At 67.8% G+C, this 18,986-nt stretch carries 19 protein-coding genes; 8 read left to right on the top strand and 11 right to left on the bottom strand.

Features of this window, described 5'->3' with window-relative positions; translation table 11 throughout:
* Nucleotides 1-182 precede the first annotated feature (182 nt).
* From yidD to VN11_RS14960, 3 genes are read left to right on the top strand one after another with little or no spacing between them, the layout of a single operon-like run.
* Entirely contained in the window at nucleotides 183-437 is a 255-nt protein-coding gene (yidD, locus tag VN11_RS14950; RefSeq protein WP_008266150.1) for a membrane protein insertion efficiency factor YidD, read from the top strand.
* A 1-nt stretch (nucleotide 438) separates the two neighbouring features.
* Complete coding sequence (locus VN11_RS14955) at nucleotides 439-1,785, top strand: dihydroorotase (protein WP_006457238.1); 1,347 nt, start codon at nucleotides 439-441, stop codon at nucleotides 1,783-1,785.
* Entirely contained in the window at nucleotides 1,785-2,633 is an 849-nt protein-coding gene (locus tag VN11_RS14960) for a M23 family metallopeptidase (protein WP_053450322.1), read from the top strand. The genes VN11_RS14955 and VN11_RS14960 overlap by 1 nt, the downstream gene beginning before the upstream one ends.
* A gap of 88 nt (nucleotides 2,634-2,721) precedes the next feature.
* Here the strand turns inward: VN11_RS14960 and VN11_RS14965 are convergent, their stop codons facing one another.
* The 5 genes from VN11_RS14965 to efp form a co-directional block, all read right to left on the bottom strand.
* The gene (locus VN11_RS14965) at nucleotides 2,722-3,426 is read right to left on the bottom strand and encodes a squalene/phytoene synthase family protein (protein ID WP_053450323.1); all 705 of its coding nucleotides are present in this window, start codon (nucleotides 3,424-3,426) and stop codon (nucleotides 2,722-2,724) included.
* A gap of 11 nt (nucleotides 3,427-3,437) precedes the next feature.
* Nucleotides 3,438-4,133, bottom strand: coding sequence for a phosphoglycolate phosphatase (locus tag VN11_RS14970; protein ID WP_053450324.1), 696 nt, complete (start codon nucleotides 4,131-4,133; stop codon nucleotides 3,438-3,440).
* Nucleotides 4,130-4,846: a bifunctional 2-polyprenyl-6-hydroxyphenol methylase/3-demethylubiquinol 3-O-methyltransferase UbiG gene (gene ubiG, locus VN11_RS14975; RefSeq protein ID WP_053450325.1), complete on the bottom strand. Its 717-nt coding sequence runs from the start codon at nucleotides 4,844-4,846 to the stop codon at nucleotides 4,130-4,132. Before ubiG ends, VN11_RS14970 begins: the two co-directional genes overlap by 4 nt.
* A gap of 25 nt (nucleotides 4,847-4,871) precedes the next feature.
* Nucleotides 4,872-6,215 (bottom strand): TRZ/ATZ family hydrolase, encoded by a 1,344-nt coding sequence (locus VN11_RS14980; protein WP_006457248.1) that lies wholly within the window; start codon nucleotides 6,213-6,215, stop codon nucleotides 4,872-4,874.
* A gap of 162 nt (nucleotides 6,216-6,377) precedes the next feature.
* Nucleotides 6,378-6,944 carry an elongation factor P gene (gene efp, locus VN11_RS14985; RefSeq protein WP_006457340.1) on the bottom strand — a complete coding sequence of 189 codons (567 nt, stop codon included), beginning with the start codon at nucleotides 6,942-6,944 and terminating at the stop codon, nucleotides 6,378-6,380.
* A 96-nt stretch (nucleotides 6,945-7,040) separates the two neighbouring features.
* On the opposite strand from efp, the gene epmB reads away from it, so the two are divergent.
* A complete protein-coding gene (gene epmB / locus VN11_RS14990) occupies nucleotides 7,041-8,081 on the top strand; it encodes an EF-P beta-lysylation protein EpmB (protein WP_148564985.1) in 1,041 nt (346 codons plus the stop codon).
* Between the two features lie 83 nt (nucleotides 8,082-8,164).
* Here the strand turns inward: epmB and VN11_RS14995 are convergent, their stop codons facing one another.
* From VN11_RS14995 to VN11_RS15005, 3 genes are read right to left on the bottom strand one after another with little or no spacing between them, the layout of a single operon-like run.
* A complete protein-coding gene (locus VN11_RS14995) occupies nucleotides 8,165-10,291 on the bottom strand; it encodes a putative bifunctional diguanylate cyclase/phosphodiesterase (RefSeq protein ID WP_053450327.1) in 2,127 nt (708 codons plus the stop codon).
* A complete protein-coding gene (locus VN11_RS15000) occupies nucleotides 10,288-11,220 on the bottom strand; it encodes a phosphate/phosphite/phosphonate ABC transporter substrate-binding protein (RefSeq protein ID WP_053450328.1) in 933 nt (310 codons plus the stop codon). Before VN11_RS15000 ends, VN11_RS14995 begins: the two co-directional genes overlap by 4 nt.
* Before the next feature lie 46 nt (nucleotides 11,221-11,266).
* Nucleotides 11,267-12,037 carry an RNA methyltransferase gene (locus VN11_RS15005; protein ID WP_053450329.1) on the bottom strand — a complete coding sequence of 257 codons (771 nt, stop codon included), beginning with the start codon at nucleotides 12,035-12,037 and terminating at the stop codon, nucleotides 11,267-11,269.
* A gap of 120 nt (nucleotides 12,038-12,157) precedes the next feature.
* Between VN11_RS15005 and VN11_RS15010 the strand changes: the two genes are divergently transcribed.
* On the top strand, nucleotides 12,158-12,985 hold the full coding sequence (locus VN11_RS15010; RefSeq protein WP_004153814.1) for an inositol monophosphatase family protein: 828 nt from the start codon (nucleotides 12,158-12,160) through the stop codon (nucleotides 12,983-12,985).
* A 663-nt stretch (nucleotides 12,986-13,648) separates the two neighbouring features.
* On the opposite strand, the gene htpX is transcribed toward VN11_RS15010, so the two are convergent.
* Nucleotides 13,649-14,515, bottom strand: coding sequence for a protease HtpX (gene htpX / locus VN11_RS15015; RefSeq protein ID WP_049457138.1), 867 nt, complete (start codon nucleotides 14,513-14,515; stop codon nucleotides 13,649-13,651).
* Between the two features lie 93 nt (nucleotides 14,516-14,608).
* Between htpX and gluQRS the strand changes: the two genes are divergently transcribed.
* The 3 genes from gluQRS to phaR all read left to right on the top strand — a co-directional run bounded on the left by gluQRS (nucleotide 14,609) and on the right by phaR (nucleotide 17,010).
* On the top strand, nucleotides 14,609-15,529 hold the full coding sequence (gene gluQRS / locus VN11_RS15020) for a tRNA glutamyl-Q(34) synthetase GluQRS (protein WP_053450330.1): 921 nt from the start codon (nucleotides 14,609-14,611) through the stop codon (nucleotides 15,527-15,529).
* A 17-nt stretch (nucleotides 15,530-15,546) separates the two neighbouring features.
* A complete protein-coding gene (phbB, locus tag VN11_RS15025; protein WP_053450331.1) occupies nucleotides 15,547-16,287 on the top strand; it encodes an acetoacetyl-CoA reductase in 741 nt (246 codons plus the stop codon).
* Nucleotides 16,288-16,470: 183 nt separating this feature from the next.
* Complete coding sequence (gene phaR, locus VN11_RS15030; RefSeq protein WP_053451352.1) at nucleotides 16,471-17,010, top strand: polyhydroxyalkanoate synthesis repressor PhaR; 540 nt, start codon at nucleotides 16,471-16,473, stop codon at nucleotides 17,008-17,010.
* A gap of 76 nt (nucleotides 17,011-17,086) precedes the next feature.
* Here the strand turns inward: phaR and VN11_RS15035 are convergent, their stop codons facing one another.
* Both VN11_RS15035 and VN11_RS15040 read right to left on the bottom strand, forming a co-directional pair.
* Nucleotides 17,087-18,046: a TraB/GumN family protein gene (locus VN11_RS15035; RefSeq protein WP_053450332.1), complete on the bottom strand. Its 960-nt coding sequence runs from the start codon at nucleotides 18,044-18,046 to the stop codon at nucleotides 17,087-17,089.
* A gap of 1 nt (nucleotide 18,047) precedes the next feature.
* On the bottom strand, nucleotides 18,048-18,977 hold the full coding sequence (locus VN11_RS15040; RefSeq protein ID WP_053450333.1) for a DUF1684 domain-containing protein: 930 nt from the start codon (nucleotides 18,975-18,977) through the stop codon (nucleotides 18,048-18,050).
* Nucleotides 18,978-18,986 lie beyond the last annotated feature (9 nt).

Here is an 18,986-nt window from a genome sequence, read left to right on the forward strand (position 1 = left end):
CATTCAGTCCTGGAGCCAAGCCAGCCAAGGGGCGGTCCGACGAACACGGACCGCCTTGCGCGGTACGGAACCTGGCCAGCACCCGAAGGTGCTGGTACCGGTCGCAGGCCATCGGCGACATGCGACCAACGGCCCATCCTGCACAAATGCGGCCTTCATGCCAACTGGCATAAGATGACTGGGTGATCTCGCGCCTGCTCATTGCCCTGCTGCGCTTCTACAAGCGCTTCATCAGCCCCCTGCTGGGGCCGCGCTGCCGTTTCGTGCCCAGTTGTTCTGAATACGCGATGGAGGCCATCTCCCTGCATGGCCCGCTGCGCGGCAGCTGGCTGGCTGCGCGCCGCCTGGGACGCTGCCATCCGTTCCATCCCGGCGGCTTCGACCCCGTGCCCGAGTCCCCCAACGCCCCCTCTTGCCGTTGCACAGGAAAACACTGACATGTCCTCCACCCTCATCACCAACGCCCGCATGGTCAACGAAGGCCGCACCTTCGATGGTGACCTGCGCATCGAGAACGGCCGCATCGCGCAGATCGGCAGCGGGTTGACGCCGCGCGACGGCGAGCAGGTGGTGGATGCGGCCGGGCGCTGGCTGCTGCCCGGCATGATCGACGACCAGGTGCACTTCCGCGAACCGGGCCTGACCCACAAGGGCGACATCGCCAGCGAATCGGCTGCCGCCGTGGCCGGTGGCCTGACCAGCTTCATGGACATGCCCAACACCAATCCGCCGACGCTGGATTCGACCATCCTGGAAGCCAAGTACGAACTGGCGCGCGGCCGCGCGTGGGCCAACTACGGCTTCTACCACGGCGCCAGCAATGACAACCTGGAAGCAATCCGTGCGCTGGACCCGAAGAAGGCGCCCGGCGTGAAGGTGTTCATGGGCGCTTCGACCGGCAACATGCTGGTGGACAACCCGGAAACGCTGGACGCGATCTTCCGCGAATGCCCGACCCCGATCATCACGCACTGCGAAGACACGCCGATGATCGATGCCAATCTGAAGGCCTTCCAGGAAAAGTACGGCGACGCACTGACCCCGGACATGCACCCGGACATCCGTTCGCGCGAAGCCTGCATCAAGTCGACCCGGCTGGCGATGTCGCTGGCACGCAAGCACGGCACCCGCCTGCACGTGCTGCACATCTCCACCGCCGACGAGCTGGCGCTGTTCGAGAAGGGCCCGCTGATCCGCGCCGACGGCAGCCGCAAGCAGATCACCGCCGAAACCTGCGTGCACTTCCTGCACTTCGCACGCCCGGACTATGCGACCAAAGGCAACCTGATCAAGTGCAATCCGGCAATCAAGGAAGTGTCCGACCGCGAGGCGATCACCGCCGCGCTGGCCGATGACGTGCTGGACGTGCTGGCCACCGACCACGCCCCGCATACCTGGGAAGAGAAGCAGAAGCCCTATGCGCAGGCGCCGTCGGGCCTGCCGCTGGTGCAGTACGCGCTGGTAGCCGCGCTGGAGCGCGTGCACGAAGGCAAGCTGACCCGCGAGCAGGTGGTGCAGAAGTTCGCCCACGCCCCGGCACAGCTGTTCGATGTCGAGGAGCGCGGCTTCCTGCGCGAGGGCTACTTCGCCGACCTGGTGCTGGTCGAGGACGTGCCGTTCACCGTCAAGCGCGAGGACGTGCTGTCCAAGTGCGGCTGGTCGCCGTTCGAAGGCACCACCTTCCGTTCGCGCATTGCCTCCACCTGGGTCAACGGCCAGCAGGTGTGGGACGGCAGCAAGCTGGTGGGCGAGCCCGCCGGCCAGCGCATGACCTACGACCGCTGATGCGCCCGGCACTGATGATCGGGGCGCTGCTGCTGGCCGCGCCCCTGTTTTCTGCACCCCCGGCGCAGGCACAGGATGGCATCGGCAGCCTGATCGACAGCCGCGTGGTGTTTCCGGCCAGCGCGTCGCAGGGCGCGCTGGTGATCGGCAAGGTGCCCGCCCGCAGCCGCGTGCAGTACGCCGGCCGGCAGTTGCGGGTGAGCGGCTATGGCAGCGTGGTGTTCGGTATCGGCCGCGACGAGAAGGGCCCGCTGCGCGTGCAGGTGCAGCGCCCCGATGGTGGCAGCGAGACCGCGACCATCGCGGTGACGCCACGCGACTGGCCCACCGAACGGGTCAACGGCGTGCCGCCGAAGACGGTCAACCCGCCACCGGCGATTGCCGAGCGGATCAAGCGCGAACAGGCGCAGGTGACTGCCGCGCGTGCCCGCGATGACGACCGCACCGACTTCACCCAGACCTTCATCTGGCCGGTGCAGGGCCGCATCAGCGGCCGCTTCGGCAATGCGCGCGTGTACAACGGGCAGCCCGGTGCAGGTCATTCCGGCATGGACATCGCGGTGCCGACCGGCACGCCGGTGAAGGCGCCGGCCGCCGGCATCGTCACCTTCGCCGGTCCGGACCTGTACCTGACCGGTGGCACGCTGCTGCTCGACCACGGCTTCGGGGTCAGCTCCAACTTCCTGCACCTGTCGCGCATCGACGTGAAGGTCGGTGACCGTGTCGAACAGGGCCAGGTGATCGCCGCCGTCGGCGCCACCGGCCGTGCCACCGGCCCGCACCTGCACTGGGGCATGAACTGGTTCGATACCCGCATCGACCCGCTGCTGGTGCTGGAGCGCAAATAACGCGCGCAATGCGCCTTGGTGGGTGCCGACCTTGGTCGGCACAATCTCGAAGAGCGTGCGGACCAAGGTCCGCACCCACCCGAATCAATCAACCGCGCGCGGCCCACCACACACGCAGCAGCGTGCGCACCGGGGTGGCCTCGATCGGCTTGCCCGCAGCCTGTGCGGCCACGCGGGCGCGCGCCAGGCTTGACCAGACGCGGCGCGGGCGCGGGCCCGGCACACGGGTGCCCCAGCCCTTCAGCAGATACTGCGCCCAACGCTGCGCGGCCGTGCCGGCGTCCTCATCCAGCAGGCTGCGCGGTACGCCCGCCACGCCGGCATCCTGCAGACGCTGGGCCAGGGTCTGCAGCTGCACCGCACGACCGGCACCGGTACGCGGCTTGTCGTTGAACAACGCCGCTTCCACCGCCGCCACCGCGTCGGAATAGTTGGCCAGTGCGCGTTCGGCGCCGGCCGCATCCAGCGCGACCGTGCGCGCTTCAACCAGATCCGGCAGCGCCTCGGCCAGCTGCGCCCACGGTGCACGCGCCGGCTCCAGCAGGCGACCCAGCGGGTGGCGCGAACGATGCGCAGCCCAGCTGCGCAGTTCCTCGCCCCACCAGGCCAGCTTGGCGTCGGCCGGCAACGGATCGCCGCCGGTGTTGAGCATGTCGTCGAATTCCTGCAGCAGCGCGAACCACGCGACCGCGATCTCGCGTTGCGATTCGGCCACGAACGGCGCGGCCACCGACCATTCCGGCCAGCGGCTGCGCCACTTGTCGAGGAAACTGTCCAGCGCGGTACTGCTCACTACGTCATTCCTTACGGCTGGGCCGGGGCTGCCGGCCGGGTCGGCCAGAGGCTGGCCAGTTGCAGAAGTCCGGCGTTCTCGACAAGCACGTCGGCCTGCCAGGCCAGCGGGTCGTCACTGTGCAGGCGGTAGCCCCACAGCGCCGCCACCGAGGGCATGGCGGCGGCACGCGCGGCGAGGATGTCGCGCTCGTCGTCGCCCACGTACACGCAATCTTCGGCGGTAATGCCGATGGCCTGTGCGGCGTGCAGCAGGGGCAGCGGATGCGGCTTGCGTTCGGCCAGCGTGTCACCGCCGACCAGCACCGCGCAGCGCTGCTGCCAGCCGTACTGCGGCAGGATCAGGCGCGCCAGGTACTCCGGCTTGTTGGTGACGATGCCCCACACCGTACCGGCCTCATCCAGTGCCGCCAGCATGCCGGCCACGCCATCGAACAGCACCGCATGCTGGCCGATCAGCGCTTCGTAGCGCTGCAGGAACTCCGGGATCAGCGCATCGCGCGCGGCGGCATCCAGTTCCGGGAAGGCCGCCGACACCATCGCCCGCGAACCCTTCGACACCACCGGGCGCAACAGCGCCGGATCGATCGGCGCACGGCCCCGCTCGGCCAGCATCGCATTGCAGGTGGCGACGAAGTCCGGCGCACTGTCCAGCAGGGTGCCATCCAGGTCGAACAGCACCGCGCGCGGGAAGCCGGCCGTGGTCATGCCGGCTTGACCGCGTAGGCCAGGTAGTTGATGTCGGTGCGGCTGCTCAGGCGGGCATGGTTGCGCCACGGCTCGTAGGCCATGCCGCTGACATCCACCAGCTGCATGTCGGCCTCGCGCAGCCAGCGCGCCAGTTCGGCCGGCTTGATGAATTCCTGGTAGTGGTGGGTGCCCTTGGGCAGCAGCCGCGCCACGTATTCGGCACCGACGATGGCCACTGCGAAGGCCGCCGCGGTGCGGTTGATGGTGGACAGGAACAGATGGCCACCCGGCTTCAGCAGGCGCTTGCAGGCCTCGATGATCGCGCCCGGGTCGGGCACGTGCTCAAGCATTTCCATGCAGGTGACCACGTCGAAGCTGCCCGGCTGCTCGGCGGCCAGGTCCTCGGCGGCCTGCACGCGGTAATCGACCGTGGCGCTGCTTTCCAGCGCATGCAGGCGCGCGACCTTGACAAGTTCCGGGGCCAGGTCGATGGCGGTGACGTCGGCACCGGCCTGCGCCAATGCCTCGCTCAGCAGGCCACCACCGCAACCGATGTCGAGCACGCGCGCACCGCGCAGTGGCACGCGGTCGGCCACGTACTTCAGCCGCACCGGGTTCAGCGCATGCAGCGGCTTCTGCGGGCCGTCAGCGTCCCACCAGCGGTTGGCCAGCGCGGCGAACTTGTTCAGCTCGGCCTGATCGAAATTGGAAGAAGCGGGGGGGGCAGTCATGAGGGAGTCCTTGCAGCGCCAAGGTTCAGGCGCGGATATGACGGATGCGCTCGCGCCACTGGCGCGCGTTGGCGATGATGCCCGGCAGGTCCATGCCGACCAGCTCGCGCTGCACCAGCTTCGGCTTGCCGGCAATCCAGACATCGCTGACCTGCTGGCGGCCGGTGGCGTAGACCAGCTGCGACAGCACGTTGTGCAGCGGCTGGGTTTCCAGTGCGGACAGGTCGACGCAGACCAGGTCGGCCTGCTTGCCGACTTCGATCGAGCCGATGCGGTCACCGAAGCCCAGCGCGCGCGCACCGCCCAGCGTGGACGCACGCAGCGTGGTGGCCGCATCCAGCGCGGTGGCATCGTCGGCCACGGCCTTGGCCAGGATCGCCGCGGTGCGGTTCTCGCTGAACATGTCCAGGTCGTTGTTGCTGGCGCAGCCATCGGTGCCGATCGCCAGGTTCACGCCTGCGCGCTGCAGGGCGCAGGCCGGGCAGAAGCCGGAGGCCAGCTTCAGGTTCGATTCCGGGCAGTGCACCACGCTGACGCCGCGCTCGGCACACAGGTGGATTTCCGCATCGGTCAGCTGGGTCATGTGCACCGCGATCAGGCGGTCGTTGACCAGGCCAAGCCGGTCCAGCCGCGCCAGCGGGCGCTGGCCGTGCAGCTTGATCGAATCGGTGATCTCCTGCGCGGTCTCGTGGGTGTGCAGGTGCACCTGCATGTCGAGCTGGTCGGACAGCATCCGCACCCGCTCGAAGTTGGCGTCGTTGACGGTGTACGGCGCATGCGGCGCGAACGCGGTGCCGATCAGCGGATCGGTGCGCCACTGGTCATGCAGTTCACCGGCCTTGGCGAAGTACTCGTCGTCGGTCTTGGCCCAGGCGGTGGGGAAATCGATGATCACCGCGCCGACCAGCGCGCGGAAACCGTGCTTCTTGTAGACCGCGGCCTGCACGTCACCGAAGAAGTAGTTCTCGTTGGCGCAGGTGGTACCACCACGCAGCATCTCGGCGATGGCCAGCGTGGTGCCGTCGGCGACGAACTCGGGGCCGATCACCGCCGCTTCCACCGGCCAGATGTGCTGCTGCAGCCAGGTCATCAGCGGCAGGTCGTCGGCGACGCCGCGCAGCAGGGTCATCGGGTTGTGGGTGTGCGCGTTGACCAGGCCCGGCATCAGCGCGGCCTCGGGGCGGCTGACCACCTGGGCGGCGCGGAAGCGCGCGCGGGCCTCGGCGCGCGGCAGGATGGCCACGATCTCGCTGCCACGCACGGCGACGGCATGGTCCTCCAGCACCACCGCATGTGGCTCGATCGGAACGACATAGCCGGCTTCGATGAGCAGGTCGCAGGCTTCGGGGAGGTGCGGGCTATCGCTCATGCGGGCTCACTGGCTGGGGGGGGGTGGCGGGCCTACGATCCATCGGGGATGGATCGTGGTCATGGCGCCGGGCGATGCCCGGCGCCGTCCCGCAGCCCTCGAGGCCGCGGGGTTGCCGGCCAGCGGCCGGCACTACAGTAAGGTCGGACTACGGCCGGAACCTTATTTGACGCGTGCGGAGTATTCGCCCGAACGGGTATCAACCTTGATGATTTCATCCTGGTTGACGAACAGCGGCACGCGGACCACGGCGCCGGTTTCCAGGGTGGCCGGCTTGCCGCCGCCGCCCGAGGTGTCGCCACGGACGCCCGGATCGGTTTCGGTGATCTTCAGTTCGACGAAGTTCGGCGGCTGCACGAAGATCGGCTCGCCGTTCCACAGGGTCACCACGCAGGACTCTTCGCCCTTCAGCCACTTCTCGGCGCCGCCCATGCCGGCCTTGGTGGCCTGGACCTGCTCGAAGGATTCCGGGTCCATGAAGTGCCAGTACTCGCCGTCGCTGTACATGAAGTTCATGTCGGTATCGACGACGTCGGCTGCATCCAGCGAGTCGGTCGACTTCATGGTCACTTCCTGGGTACGGCCGTCCTTGATCAGGCGGTACTTCACGCGGGTGAAGGCCTGGCCCTTGCCCGGCTTGACGTATTCGGTGTCGATGATGACAGCCGGTTGGTTGTTGACCAGGATCTTCATCCCGTTCTTGACGTCGTTCATGCCGTAGCTGGCCATGCGTAAACTCCTGAGTGGCAAAAACGCCGCGGGTGCGGCGAGCCGTTAGAATGGAAAGCCCACCGAAGGCCGGTGGGCGACAGTTTTTCTGCCCCCATGATAACCGCAGGCCCCCTCTCCATGCAGCTTTCCGCCTTCCCCCGGCCCCAGTCGCCAGGCGCGCCCGCGCGCTGGCAGCAGCTCTGGCGCCAGGCGCTGCGCGACCCGCACGCCCTGCTGGCCCGGCTGCAGCTGGACCCGGCCGCGCTGGGCGTCTCGGAAGCGGCCATCGCCCAGTTCGCGCTGCGCGTACCCGAGGGCTTCGTGGCCCGCATGCGCACGGGCGACGCCGCCGACCCGCTGCTGCGCCAAGTGCTGCCGATCGACGAGGAAATGCGCCCGGCGCCCGGGTTCAGCTTCGATGCGGTGGGTGATGGTGCGGCCAAAAAGGCCACCGGGGTCATCCAGAAATACCGCGGCCGCGCCCTGCTGGTCGCCACCGGCAGCTGCGCGATCAATTGCCGCTACTGCTTCCGCCGCCACTTCGACTACGGCGCGGAGAATGCGGCCAAGGGCGGCTGGCAGGAAGCGGTCGCCGCCATCGCGGCCGATCCGGACATCGACGAGGTGATCCTGTCCGGCGGCGACCCGTTGTCGCTGGCCACGCACAAGCTGGTCGAACTGACCGACGCACTGCGCGCGATCCCGCACATCCGCCGCCTGCGCATCCACAGCCGCCTGCCGATCGTGCTGCCCGAACGCGTGGACGAGGAACTGCTGGCCTGGCTGGGCAGCCTGCCGTGGCCGCTGGCAATCGTGGTCCACGCCAACCATGCCAATGAATTCGATGCCAGCGTGGACGCGGCGATGGCGCGCCTGCGCGGTACGGGTGCGCAGCTGCTGAACCAGGCGGTGCTGCTGCGCGGGGTCAACGACAGCGTGCAGGCCCTGCAGGACCTCAGCGAGCGCAGCTTCGCCGCCGGCGTGCTGCCTTATTACCTGCACCAGCTGGACAAGGTGGAAGGCGTGGCCCACTTCGAAGTGGACGACACCCAGGCCAAGGCGCTGATTGCCGGCCTCACCGCACGCCTGTCCGGTTACCTGATCCCGAAGCTGGTGCGCGAACTGCCTGGCGATCCGAGCAAGCGCCCGGTGTAGCAGTAGATCCACGCCATGCGTGGATGCTCCTGCCCGGAAAAACCATCCACGCATGGCGTGGATCTACCGGGCGCCGCCGCGGGTCAGAGACCCGATTCGATCATCCGCACCACTTCGGTGGGGGTCACCGGGTGGCTCAGCCAGTAGCCCTGGCCGAGGTCGCAGCCACGCTGGGCCAGCAGCTCGAACTGCGCCTGCTGCTCGATGCCTTCGGCAACCACGGTGATGCCCAGTGCGTGGGCCATCGCGATGATCGCCGTGGTCAGTGCCAGGTCGTCGGGATCACGCTGCATGTCGGCCACGAAGCTCTTGTCGATCTTCACCCCGTCCACCGGCACCTGGCGCAGATGGCTGAGCCCGGAGAAGCCGGTGCCGAAATCATCCAGCCAGACCTTCACGCCGGTCCGGTGAAGCTTGTCCAGCAGCTGCGCGGCGACCATTTCATCGCCGATCACCGCGGTCTCGGTCAGCTCCAGGTGCAGGCGCGAAGCCGGCAGCCCGGACTCATGCAGGCACTGTGCGACCAGCGCCGGCAGTTCGCCGCCCCGCAGCTGCCGCGGCGACACGTTGACCGACACGAACAGGTCGTCCCCGGCCACCCCGCGCGGCCACTGCGCAGCCTCCATGCACGCAGCGCGCAATACCTTCGGGCCGATGATCTCGATCAGCCCGCTCTGCTCGGCCACCTCGATGAACACCGACGGCGGGATCGTGCCCAGGGTCGGATGCTGCCAGCGCAGCAGCACCTCGACACCGACCATGCGACGGTCGCGCATGCGGAAGATCGGCTGGTAGGCCAGGCGCAGTTCGCCGCGCTCCCAGGCCCCGCGCAGTTCCTGCTCCATGTGCACGCGGCGCTCGACCGCATGGTCCATCGCCCGGCTGTAGTAGCGGTAGCAATTCTTGCCGGCCATCTTCGCCTGGTACATGGCGATGTCACCGTTCTTCAGCAGCGTGGTCGCATCCGCCGCATCGTCCGGGAACAGGGTCACGCCGATGGACGTGCCCAGGAACAGCTCCCGGCCCTGCACCACCAGCGGTTTGCCCAGTTCGCGTACCAGCACTTCGGCCAGCAGCCGCGCGTTGGCAGCAACGTCACCGTCACCAACCAGGATCACGAATTCGTCGCCACCGAAGCGCGCCAGCAGGGCCTCGTCGCCACCGGCTTCGGTCACCGCACGGCCGATGCGCTGCGCGAACTGCAGCAATGCTTCATCGCCGGCTTCATGACCGAGGGTGTCATTGACCCGCTTGAAATCGTCGATGTCGGCGAACAGCAGGCCCAGCCGATGGTTGGACGCGCGCGCGGCCATCAACCGATGGTCAAGTGCCTCGCGGAAGGCCAGTCGATTGGTCAATCCGGTCAGCGCGTCGGTGTAGGCCATGTGCCGCACTTCGCGGTCATGGCGGGCGATCGCATCGCGCATGCGGGCAAAACCACGCACCAGTTCGCCCACTTCGTCATCGCGGGTGTTCTCCGCCAACGGCGTCTGGTAGTCACCGGCCTCGATGCGGCGGGCGGCCGCGGCCAGATCACGGATCGGCGCGACCAGGGTCCGCTGCACGTACAGGATCACCACTACGCCGATCACCACCAGCAGGCCCAGCATCAGCAGCAGCCAGCCCAGATGACGGCTGCCGGCCTGCTGCAGGCGTTCGCCAAGGGTGGCATTGGCGGCTTGCTCGCGCTGCTGCACTTCGTCCAGCGCCATGCCGACGCGGACTCCGCCGATGCGCTGGTTGCCGATCATGATCGGCATCGTGTTGTCGAGCACCTTGGGCGATTCCTGCACCACCAGTGCCTGTGCGGCGGCGGCCTTGGGCGCCAGCGGGTCGGCCATCTGCTGGCCGAAGCCGGCGACCTCGATCGAGCCGTCATGCACCAACCGCCCACGTTCGTCGAACACCAGGACATAGCGCACCACCGGCTGCCGCGCGGTACCGCGCACCAGTGCGCCGACCTGGTCCAGGTCGCGGTAGTACAACGGGTTGGCCAGCGAGTCGGACAACTCGCGCGCCATCGCCTCGCCGCGGCTGCGCACGCTGCGATCGAACAACTCGTGGATGACACCGCCACTGAGGCTGCGCACCTCGCCCTGCATCGCCGTCTGGCGCCCCAGCAGCACTGCCAGGATCGCGATCACCACGAGCATTGCTCCGCCCATCGCCAGCAGGAACCGGGCCTGCATTCCAGAGCCAAGCCACTTCATTCCACTTCCATCCGCACGCGCGTCAATCCTTGTTTCAATTCATCCAACCGCTGCTGCGCATGCGCATCGACACGGTGGAAACCGGAAGTGCCAAAAAACCGATGCAACGCTCCCTGTGCCCGCGGGTCGCTGGCCGCCTGCAGCAGCACTTCCTGCAGGCGATCGCGCACGCGCTGATCAAGGTCGGAGCGGACCATCTCCACCGCACGCGGGTACGGCTCGGTGCGCAGCAGCTCGCGGAAATCGCGCCGGAACGCGGCCGGCACCCGCCGCTCGTCGTTCCAGTCCACGCTGCTCACCGCGCCTGCGTCGACCACCCCCTTGTGCACGAACGTCGCGATGTTCAACTCGCTGCGCGCGAACACATACCCCACGCTGTCCCGCCCCGGCATGTCCCAGTCGCCGGCCAGGATCTGCGGCGACAACCCCTCCTGCAGCAAGGTCATCACCGGCACCAGGTAGGCGCTGGTGGACGCCGTGTTCTGCAGCGCCAGGCGATGCCCAGGCAAGTCCCGCATGCGCTGGATCGGGCTGTCGTTGCGCACGAAAAACACTGTCTGGTACTCGCGCACGCCATTGCGTTCGGTCAGCAGCAAGGGCCTTGCGCCGCTGCGCTGGCCCAGCGCCACCGCCGTGCCCGCCGTTTCCGTGACCCAGTCGACCCGCCCCCGCCGCAGATAGCTGGCCATCTGCTGCGGATCGCGTGCCATCAGGATCCTCCCCTCCCTGATGCCGACGTCGTGCATGCGGGCCACCACATAATCCAGCAGGGGCTGCAGCTGCTCGTAATGGGCCTTGGGATCATCGCTGATCCGGCCCAGCACCAGCACCGGGTCCGGCGCTGCACGCACCGTCCCGGCCAGCAGGACCATGGCCAGGCTCAGCAGTGCCCCCTGCATTGCCTTTCGCAGACCCGACACAGGCTTCATCCCCCCTGGGTATCCAGACAGACTACCCGAAAAAATGAGAACGTCGTCAGCTGTCCTTGCTGCCCGCCTGCGCCAGTCGCGCCATGCGCTGGGTGTCGGCGAGGATGCCGCGCAGCAGGCGCACTTCCTGCTCGCTCGGCTCGCTGCGCAGGAACAGGCGGCGCAGCTTGCGCATCGCCGATTCCGGGGCGCGGCCCTTGTGGAAATCGATCTCGTCCAGGGTATCGCCAAGCTGGGCGAAGAAGCTCTCCATCTGCTCATGGCTGGCCACCTGCTCGCGGAAGCCCGGCTCTGCCGCGGCCGCCGGCTGTGCGCCCAGCAGCTGCATGCGCGTTTCATAGGCCAGCACCTGCACGGCCGCGGCCAGGTTGAGCGAGCTGAACTCCGGATCGGACGGGATGTGCACCGCGGCGTGGCAGAGCTGCAGTTCCTCGTTGGTCAGGCCGGTGCGCTCGCGGCCGAACACCAGCGCCACTTCGGCACCCTCGCCCGCCTTGGCCACTGCGCGCGCAGCGGCGTCGGCCGGCAGGTACTCCTCCAGCTGGACGCGTCGGGCCCGGGCGGTGCAGCCCAGCACCAGCCGGCAGTCGGCCACCGCCTCGGCCAGGGTGGCCACCACCGGGGCGTCCCCCAGTACGTCTTCGGCACCGGCCGAGCGGCGGAAGGCCTCCTCGTCCAGTGGCTTTTCGGGGGCGACCAGCACCAGGCGGGCCAGGCCCATGGTCTTCAGGGCGCGGGCGGCAGCCCCCATGTTGCCGGGGTGCTGGGTACCGACCAGAACGAATCGGAGGCGGGTGGCGGCAGGAAACTGGGACATGAACAGGGAAAAGGTCGAGCTGGACGATGACCAATGGTAAACTGTGCGGCCGGCCACTGCGCCGGACCTGCTCTTTTCCCCCGCCAGTCCATCTCTTCTGCCTTTCCGGGAGCCCACGCCATGCAGAAACCCGCCGTCACCGTCATGGTCAAGGCCGCCCGCCTCGCCGGCAACGTCCTGTTGCGCAACATCAACAAGCTCGAGGCACTGAACGTGGTGCAGAAGGGCCGGATGGACTACGCCAGCGAAGTGGATGCGGACGCGGAAAAGGTCATCGTCAAGGAACTCAAGCGCGCCTACCCCGAATACGGCATCTTCGGCGAAGAAGGCGGCGTGCAGGGCGAACGTCGCCAGATGTGGGTCATCGACCCGCTCGATGGCACCAGCAACTACCTGCGTGGCGTGCCGCACTACTGCGTGTCGATCGCGCTGGTCGAGAACGGCGAACCGACCGATGCGGTCATCTTCGACCCGCTGCGCAATGAGCTGTTCACCGCCAGCCGCGGCGCCGGTGCCGTGCTGAACGACCGCCGCATCCGCGTGGCCGACCGCAAGGACCTGGACGGCACCATGATCCACACCGGCTTCGCCCCGCGCGAACGCGCCCGCGCCAGTGCCCAGCTGAAGGCGGTCGACGCCCTGCTGGTGCACGGCGAGGACATCCGCCGCACCGGTTCGGCCGCGCTCGACCTGGCCTACGTGGCCTGCGGCCGTGCCGACGCCTACTTCGAGGCCGGCGTGAAGGCGTGGGACATCGCCGCCGGCCTGCTGCTGGTCCGCGAAGCGGGCGGCAAGGTCTGCGACTTCAAGGGCGCGACCCTGGGCCGCATGGACAACCGCGGCCCGGAGACCCACCAGATCGTGGCCGGCAACCTGAAGGTGGCCGAGTCGCTGCAGAAGGTGCTGGTGAACACTGGCTACGCGGCGGAGTTCGACGCGAAGTTCTGATCTGCGCGTAGTTGCGGTTCATGGAGACGGCACCTGCGAGGTGCCGTTTTCGTTTGTGCGCTGGGAGATTCGTTTCCGCGACCGCGGAGGGGTGTCACTTTCTTTGCTCGTGCAAAGAAAGTAACCAAAGAAACACGCCGCCGGGGCGCGAGCCGATGCTGCGCATCGGTACCCTGCGCTCCTCGGTTCGTCGAGGGACGGTGCGGGAACTCGCTGCGCTCAGACACCCGCACCTCTTCGCCCTCGCCGGACCTGCGGTGCTCGGCTCGCTCAAGGCGGACCCAAGGTCAAATGCCACAGCTGCACCCAGTAGGTCCACGCCATGCGTGGATGCTGTTGCCGTTGATCTTCCAGTCCGCCTTGAGCGAGCCGAGCATCGCAGGGGAATCAGGGGCGAAGAGGCGCCGATGTTTGAGCGCAGCGAGTTCGGCGCCGTCCCCTGATTCGCCGAGAAGCGCAGGGTACCGGCGCGTAGCGACGGCTCGCGGCTGGCGGAGCGTTTCTTTGGTTACTTTCTTTGCGCGCAAAGAAAGTGACACCCCTCCGCGGTCGCGGAAATGACTCTCGCCGGGTCCTGCCCGGCGCCACCCATGCGTCGGCGCGCAAACAAAAACGCCCGGCGCGGGGCCAGGCGTTCCTGCACTACCGTGAAAGTACGGAGGCTTACGCCACCGTCGACGCCCGCAGCGCGGCGATGCGCTCTTCCAGCGGCGGGTGGCTCATGAACAGCTTCTTCGCCGTCGAACCGGCAATACCGAACGCGGCAATCTGGGTCGGCAGCGTGCTCTGGCCGTGGTTGAGCTGCAGGCGCTCCAGCGCGGCGATCATCTTCTGGCGGCCGGCCAGCGAGGCACCGCCGGCGTCGGCGCGGAACTCGCGGTGGCGCGAGAACCACATCGAGATCATGGTGGCGAACAGGCCGAACACCATCTCCAGCACGAACACGATGATGTAGTACGCAAAGCCGCGGCCGCCACCTTCGCGGTTGCCCGACAGCGCGCTGTCGATGATGCCGCCGACCACGCGGGCCAGCACGATCACGAAGGTGTTCAGCACACCCTGCAGCAGCGCCATGGTGATCATGTCACCGTTGGCGACGTGGGCGATCTCGTGGCCCAGTACCGCTTCGGCCTCGTCCTCACTCATGTTGTGCAGCAGGCCGGTGGACACCGCCACCAGCGCGTTGTTGCGGTTGGCACCGGTGGCGAAGGCGTTGATCTCCGGGCCCTCATACACCGCCACTTCCGGCATGCCGATGCCGGCGGCCTTGGCCTGGCGCTCGACGGTGGCCAGCAGCCAGCGCTCGGTCTGGTTGCGCGGCTCGGTGATCACCACCGCACCGGTGGAACGCTTGGCCATCCACTTGGACAGCAGCAGCGAGATGAAGGAACCACCGAAACCGAAGATGCCGGCCATGATCAGCAGGCCGCTCATCTTGCTGGGATCGGTTCCCAACAGCGACATCACGATGCTGGCCAGGATCAGCACGGCAAAGTTCGTGGCCAGGAAGAGGGCTATACGGGTGAACATGGGAAAATCCGGCTCGGAAGGGGTCGATATCGGTCAATTTGCGGTGTGGTCAGCTTGAATTCAAGCGCCAACCTGACCGACGATTCAGCCAGCATGACCTCCCCTATTCCCACCGGGCGTTTCGCGCCCTCGCCGACCGGCCTGCTCCACCCCGGATCCCTGCTCGCCGCGTTCGGCAGCTGGTTGCTCGCCCGCCATCACGGCGGCCTGTGGCGTCTGCGCATCGAAGACGTCGACCCGCCGCGCACCGTACCCGGTGCAGCGGATTCGCAACTGCAGGCACTGGCCGCGTTCGGCCTGGTCCACGATGGTCCGATCCTCTGGCAGAGCACCCGCGGCGGGGCCTACCAGGCCGCACTGGATGTGTTGCTGGCCAGCGACCTGGCCTTCATCTGCCACTGCAGCCGCAGCGAACTGGCCGCCAGTGGCGGCATCCACCATCGCTGCGTCGCGCGGCAGGCTCGACCGGACCCCGCCGTCCGCTTCCGTGTACCGGCCGGCAGCGTCGTGCAGTTCGACGATGGACTGCGCGGCCCGCAGCAGCAGGACGTGCATGCCGAAGTCGGCGACTTCGTGCTGCGCCGTGCCGACGGCTGCTGGGCCTACCAGCTGGCGGTGGTGGTCGACGACGCTGCGCAGGGCGTGACCGAAGTGGTGCGCGGCGCCGACCTGCTCGACTCCACCGCGCGGCAGATCCTGCTGCAGCAGGCACTGGGGCTTGCGGTGCCACGCTACTGGCACCTGCCGCTGCTGCTGGACGCGCCAGGCCACAAACTCTCGAAGTCGCTGGCGGCGCTGCCGGTGGACAGTGCGCGCCCGCTGCCGGTGCTGCGCCAGCTCTGGCAGCTGCTCGGCCAGGCCCCTGCGGCGCTGGAGCAGGCACACGATCTGGATGCCCTGCTGGCCTCGGCGCAACGGGCCTTCGACCCGGCGCGCCTGCCGCGCACCGACATCCTGTTGCCGCCCGGCGCACTTTCCACGCCGATGTTGCAGAATCCCCCTTCCCCCACCTGATACCCGGACAGCATTCCATGACATCTCGCGTCGCACTGGTCACCGGCGGAACCGGCGGCATCGGTACCGCCATCTGCCAACGACTGGCCGACCAGGGCCATCGGGTCGCCACCAATTACCGCGACGAAGCCAAGGCACGTGCCTGGCAGCAGGCGATGACCCAACGCGGTTACACGGTGTCGATCTTCCCCGGCGATGTCTCCGACCCCGGCAGCGCCGAAGCGCTGGTACGCGCGGTCGAGGCCGAGCTGGGCCCGGTCGAGATCCTGGTCAACAACGCCGGCATCACCCGTGACACCACCTTCCATCGCATGCGCGTGGACCAGTGGCACGATGTGATCAACACCAACCTCAATTCGGTATTCAACGTCACCCGCCCGGTTATCGAGGGCATGCGCCGCCGCGGCTGGGGCCGGGTCATCCAGATCAGCTCGATCAACGGCCTGAAGGGCCAGTACGGCCAGGCCAACTATGCCGCCGCCAAGGCCGGCATGCATGGCTTCACCATCTCGCTGGCCCGCGAGAACGCGGGCTTCGGCATCACCGTCAACACCATTTCGCCCGGTTACGTGGCGACCGACATGGTGATGGCGGTGCCGGAGGACGTGCGCGCCAAGATCATCGCCGACATCCCCACCGGGCGCCTCGGCAAGCCGGAGGAAATCGCCTACGGCGTGTGCTTCCTGGTGGCCGACGAGGCCGCCTGGATTACCGGCAGCAACCTGGACATCAACGGCGGCCACCACATGGGCTGGTAAGCCGCGCAGCGGACCGTCACGGCGAACGCCGCCGGCCCCTGCCAAGAGTCATGCTGCGCAGCACGCAAACCCTTGCTGCGCAACATGATCGCCGCCGAAAGCCAAGCCTGGCGGGGGCTGAGGCGGTTGCAACGGCTGCTGCACTGCGCCATGCTGCGCGTCTACTGTGACGAGTACCGCTTCATGGCTGCGACCCGCATCATCAAGAAGTATCCGAACCGCCGTCTCTACGACACCGAGATCTCCAGCTACATCACCATCGAGGACGTGCGCCAGCTGATCCTGGACGGTGAAGACTTCGAAGTCCGCGACGCCAAGAGCGGCGACGACCTCACTCGATCGGTCCTGCTGCAGATCATCGCCGACCAGGAACAGGACGGCGAGCCGATGCTGTCCACCCAGCTGCTGAGCCAGCTGATCCGCTTCTACGGCGATTCCCTGCAGGGCTTCATGGGCAATTACCTGGAGCGCAGCATGCAGGTCTTCCTCGACCAGCAGCAGCAGTTCCGCCAGCAGATGGGCAACCTGCTGGGGCAGACCCCGTGGGCGATGATGAACCAGCTGACCGAGCGCAACCTGGAGCTGTGGCAGGAATTCCAGCGCAGCATGGGCAGCGGTTTCGGTGGCCCGCGCCCGGGCGGCACCGGAACGGGTACCGGCACCGGCACCGGCAACAAGCCCAACGAACCGGGGAGCGGCACCGGCGGCAAGACCCGCCGCTGAGCCATCACCGCGGTGGATACGAAAACGGCGCGCCCTGGGCGCGCCGTTTTTTTTCATGCATCGCGCCCGCGATGCCTCAGCGCTTGGCCCTGCACCCCGTGCACACGCGCTCGACCTTGTAGCCCTTGGCCTTCAGCTTCTCGACCACGCCATCGTTGCCGAGCAGGTGCAGCGTGCCGACCACCACCAGCGTTCCGCCCTGCCCGGCCTGCAGGTACGGCAGCAGCTTCGGCACCCATGCGTCATTGCGGCCGGTATTGATGCGCTGGTAAAGCTGCGGATACTGCTGGCGCATTTCCGCCGCCATCTTGGTCCACAACAGGCGTTCGTCGCCCCGGCGCCAGGCATCGTGCAGCAGGCGCGCCTGCTCATCGCCCTTGCCCGCCTGGTCCAGCGCCTCGGACAGCATCTGCCGCTGTTCCTGCACCGTCATGCCATCGAGCATGCCGATCTGCGTATCGATGTCTTCCAGGCCGGCCGTCTTGCGGCCGGTCTTCTGCGCACGCTCCATGAAATGGCGATCCAGGCCCAGCGCCGGGTCCAGGCCCAGCTTCTGCATCTGCCCGATCGAAATGCTCAGGCCAACGAACCAGGGCTTCATGCCCTGCATCTGCGCCAGCGGCAGCGCGTTCTGCGCCGCGAACGCCTGCAGCTTCTGCCAGGTGGCCGCATCCAGGTCGCGCTTGAGTTCGCTGCCATCGGTGCGGACCGCCGCCTGCACCATGCGGCTGGCCAGCTGCGGTGACTGCATGTCTTCCGGCGAGAGCTCGAACACAATGCGCTGCGAGGCCTCGAAGGCCTGTTCGACATCCGGCGACAGCGGATAGTCCTGCGGTTTCAGCAGATGGAACGAACCGAGCAGATAGAGGCGCGAATCGCCTGGACCGGTCACTTTCCACAGCAGCGGCACCGGTGGCTTGGCAGCGGCGGCGGCAGCGGCCGGGTCAACGGCGGGCGCATTGCGCGCCGCAACCAGCGGTGCGACCGCGCAGGCCAGCAGCAGGGTAGCGGCACGGAACAGGTCTCTGATCGGCATTTCAGCCTTCTCCTTCAGGCAGGTGGTAGGCCTTCTCGCCCGCTTCCACGCGCAGGTCCAGCCGGTTTTCCGGTGGCGCCAGCGGGCAGGTCGCGTAGGCGGTGAATGCACACGGCGGGTTGTAGGCATGGTTGAAATCGATGCGCACCGTGCCGTCGGCAGCGGGTGCATCGGTGTCCAGGTAGCGGCCGGCCGGATAGCTGCCGCGGCCACTGGTGCGGTCGGCGAAGATCAGGAACAGCGGCTGCCCGGGGGCACCGATCGCTTCCAGACGCCAGTTGCGGCCATCGCGCTGGAACTCGACCGCGCCCGCATTGGGCATCTCGGTGGTCAGGCCGGTGATGTCGACGATCGGCAGCGTCTTGCCCGGCGGGTGCGCGATGAAGCGTGCCTGCACCTGCCAGTCGGGGCCACCCGGCCAGTACTCCAGGCCAGCGAAATCGCGGCGTGCCGGCGCATCGGCGTGCTTGACCCGCAGTGCATCGCGCGGCCCACGGCGGATGATGCTGAGCTGGCCCTTGCCGGCATCGAAAGACAACAGGGTCGGCTGTGCATCCTTGTCGGTGTCGACGCGGATACGACCGCGTACCGGTTGGCCCTCATTGCTGACCTCGGCACCGGCCTCCGGCGTGAACCACCACTGGGTACCCTCACGGCGCAGCAGGCCCAGCTTGCCCGGGCCGACCGCCAGGCGGATGCCGTTGGTGGCGCCGCTGCCGACGAAGTGCGACTTGTTCTGCAGCCAATGCAGGCCGACCAGCGCCGTCCAGCCATCGGGCCGGGTCAGGTCCTGGTAGCGCGCCACGCGCCATTGCTGCTGCGCGGCGGCAAAGGCCGGATCTTCAGTGACCGTCGGCGCCGGCGGTGTCGCCGGGCTGCAGGCAGCCAACACCATGGCGGCCAGCAGCCCGCCCATTCCCCGATAACGCATCGATGCTCC

The organism is Stenotrophomonas maltophilia, assembly GCF_001274595.1.
Lineage (GTDB): Bacteria > Pseudomonadota > Gammaproteobacteria > Xanthomonadales > Xanthomonadaceae > Stenotrophomonas > Stenotrophomonas forensis.